This window comes from Candidatus Erwinia dacicola (assembly GCF_001756855.1).
GTDB classification, from domain to species: Bacteria; Pseudomonadota; Gammaproteobacteria; order Enterobacterales; family Enterobacteriaceae; genus Erwinia; species Erwinia dacicola.
The window spans coordinates 1-2,706 of sequence record NZ_MAYS01000365.1 but is presented as its reverse complement, the minus strand read 5'-3'; the positions used below and the strand labels follow the sequence as shown (position 1 = coordinate 2,706).

General features: G+C 52.2%; 5 protein-coding genes and 1 pseudogene. 1 reads left to right on the top strand and 5 read right to left on the bottom strand.

Annotated elements, in window-relative coordinates; genetic code table 11:
• A pseudogene (locus BBW68_RS20350) lies at positions 1 to 201 on the top strand (IS91 family transposase); the annotation flags it as partial.
• Positions 202 to 335: 134 nt separating this feature from the next.
• Here BBW68_RS20350 and BBW68_RS20225 read toward each other — a convergent pair.
• The 5 genes from BBW68_RS20225 to BBW68_RS10395 all read right to left on the bottom strand — a co-directional run bounded on the left by BBW68_RS20225 (position 336) and on the right by BBW68_RS10395 (position 2,488).
• Positions 336 to 458 carry a hypothetical protein gene (locus BBW68_RS20225; RefSeq protein ID WP_261791533.1) on the bottom strand — a complete coding sequence of 41 codons (123 nt, stop codon included), beginning with the start codon at positions 456 to 458 and terminating at the stop codon, positions 336 to 338.
• Positions 459 to 468: 10 nt separating this feature from the next.
• A complete protein-coding gene (locus BBW68_RS20220; protein ID WP_261791534.1) occupies positions 469 to 603 on the bottom strand; it encodes a hypothetical protein in 135 nt (44 codons plus the stop codon).
• Positions 604 to 675: 72 nt separating this feature from the next.
• On the bottom strand, positions 676 to 912 hold the full coding sequence (locus BBW68_RS10405) for a Mu transposase C-terminal domain-containing protein (protein ID WP_070135306.1): 237 nt from the start codon (positions 910 to 912) through the stop codon (positions 676 to 678).
• Between the two features lie 91 nt (positions 913 to 1,003).
• A complete protein-coding gene (lapB, locus tag BBW68_RS10400) occupies positions 1,004 to 2,173 on the bottom strand; it encodes a lipopolysaccharide assembly protein LapB (protein ID WP_070135305.1) in 1,170 nt (389 codons plus the stop codon).
• 6 nt (positions 2,174 to 2,179) lie between these two features.
• Complete coding sequence (locus BBW68_RS10395; protein ID WP_070135304.1) at positions 2,180 to 2,488, bottom strand: LapA family protein; 309 nt, start codon at positions 2,486 to 2,488, stop codon at positions 2,180 to 2,182.
• Between the last annotated feature and the right edge of the window lie 218 nt (positions 2,489 to 2,706).

Genomic DNA, 2,706 nt, shown 5'->3' with positions numbered 1-2,706 from the left:
ATCGGGCGCTATATCAGCCACGTTCCAGCGCGGCATTTTAAGATGGTGCGCTACTCCGGCTTTCTGGCCAACCGTAAACGGGGATCGCTGCTGCCTCTGGTGTATGAAGCCCTGCAGATGCAGACGCGGAAAAAGCCGGAGAAGCCGGGAATGGAGAAAAAGCGATGGCTGCGGATGCCTGAGCCGGATCAGTGTGCCTGAAGAATGGCTTTCCGGTTAACAACACGACAAAAACTGCATTTTCATACCTAAACCTACGAACAACCGCAGCATCAAAGGGATAGTTCGTTCTGACATTCATGGTTGGGCGCTCTCAGAAGAGGCGATTCAATCTCTTAACCATCAAGGGTGGCAAGTGGAGCTGCCAGATATTTAAGCCCCTCAATTTCGATAACGCCATGCTGCATAACAGTGTATTCAATTACTTCTGGTTCTTTATCAATAATTGCCTGTCTCATTTTATACCCCTTATTTTTCACCCATTGCCCGGAGGCACTGTGCCGCCGAGGTGAATACAAGTCCATCATCTTCATCATCAAAATCATCACCAGCCGATCCCGGCAGCACCAGCGGAATAACACTATCCTGTTTATGCTCAAGCACTGGCGTGCTCTCCGCCTCAATCTCGCACAGCTTAGCCAGAACGCGCTCACGGCGGCGTTTGGTGCGTTTTTCCTAGAGTGCTTCAACATACGGTTTAGGGAATGCATCCACTTTGTTGCCGTCCCAGATGGCATCGCACACCCAGGAGCCATCCATACGACGCACAATGACGCTGTGCGGATCATGAATATCAAAGCAGACGCGAACCTCTTCACCTTCAACCGTCGCCAGCTCCGTGCTGAAATATCGATTATTGAAGCCCCTGACTTCGCCGCGCACCGCGACACGCTTCACTTCCGGCTTGAACATCTCATTCGGGTGGGAATGGGGCAGCCTCTACATAGCAGGGATCGATATCCAGACAATCAGGAGTTCAGTTCCTGACAGATTGTTAAGAGAACTAATGGCCGTCCAGCCCGCGAATAGGTTTGACTGATGACCAAGCGCGGCAGGACGGACAGTGCCAGTAAAGCGCATGGGCGGTAAACCCGCATTTATAACAGCGATAGCGTGGCTTGGTGCGGATCTGTTCGCCCACCATCTCACGCAACACCATCAGGCTCTCTTTCGCACGGCCATCTTCAGCTTCCTGTAAATTAAAGTCCATCAGACGATGGAACACCCGCATGGTTGGATGCCGCTGAAGCTGAAGGGTGATGTAGGTTTGCGCGGCTTCCGCGCCCTCTTCCCGATCGAGGATGCCAGCAAGGTAAAGCTCGGCTGACGCCCCGGTGTTCTCTTCGACGCAGCGACTCAGATAGTTGGCCCACGCCTGCGGTTGCTCCATGTGTTGATAACAACTTTCAAGCATTTCCAGCGTCTCGCTCACCAATTCTTTGTCCTGCTTGATAACCCGCTGCAGGTGCGCTACCGCTTTCGCGTACTCGCCTTTCGCCATATAAATGCGCCCCATCATGATAGAGACGCGGGCGCTGTTGCAATCGGCAGAGTTCCCTTTTTTCAGCAGGTTCATTGCACGGTCAAGGTCATCACTGCCCATTGCCTGCAGCGCCAGCTCGCAGTAGAAATGGGCGATTTCCATGCGCAGGCGATCTTTACCCAACTTCACCAGCCGCTCAGCGATTTCAATCGCATTAGGCCAGTCGCTGGTTGCCTGATGGATCACCAGCAGCTGCTGCAGAGCGCTCACGCGAAAATCAGTTTCATCGATCAGCTGACCAAACATCTGTTCCGCGCGGTCGTAAAAACCGGCAGCCATATAGTCACGACCCAGCTGTTGAATCGCCAGCAGGCGTTGATCGTAGGTCAGAGAAGCGCTTTCCATCAGTGCTTGGTGGATACGAATTGCGCGGTCAACTTCGCCACGCGAACGGAAAAGGTTACCGAGGGTTAGGTGTGCTTCAACCGTGCCGCTATCCTCTTTTAGCATGTCGAGAAACAGGTCAACAGCCTGGTCCTGCTGGTTAAAAAGCAGGAAGTTCACCCCAGTGACATAATCACGTGACAAGCGGCTGGCTTTCTGTTGCTTATCCTGTTGCACACTTCTGCGCCCCATGTACCAGCCATAAGCGACGGCGATGGGAAGTAACAGAAAGAGCAGCTCTAGCATGAAGTATTATTCCTTGACGGCAGGATACTGTGACAATGTCACGTTGCTTTCAGCCGTACCCAGCTGCTGCTTAATTCGTTTGAGCTTACGCTCAGCATGCGCCAGCGAAACCCGCACGCGCAGCCAGAACAGGCCGCAAATTGCCCAGCCCAGTAGAAAACCGACCGCAAACAGCGATGCCAGCAGCGTAGAAATTCGGAACTCGCCCTGTGCCAGCAGGTAGTTAAAGGTCACCACCTGATTGTTGTGGGTGCCAAGAGTGACAGAGATGACGAAAATCGCTAGAACCACTAAAAAAATCAGCAAATATTTCACAGTTCGTCCTATAAGCCGGAGTTAAGTAGATGAATTATACCAAAAAATCGTCCTGATGCTTGCATTGATGAGTGCAAACTGAGGCAGAACATTAAACAGCGCCCTGACTCTCCTTCGCCACGGCGCAGGCGAAAAATAAAATATGGGGTCAAATGCCCTCTTTACAATCCATCCTCTTCGTTTTCACGTGCGCTAATTTCCTGCTGCTCCTGCTGCTC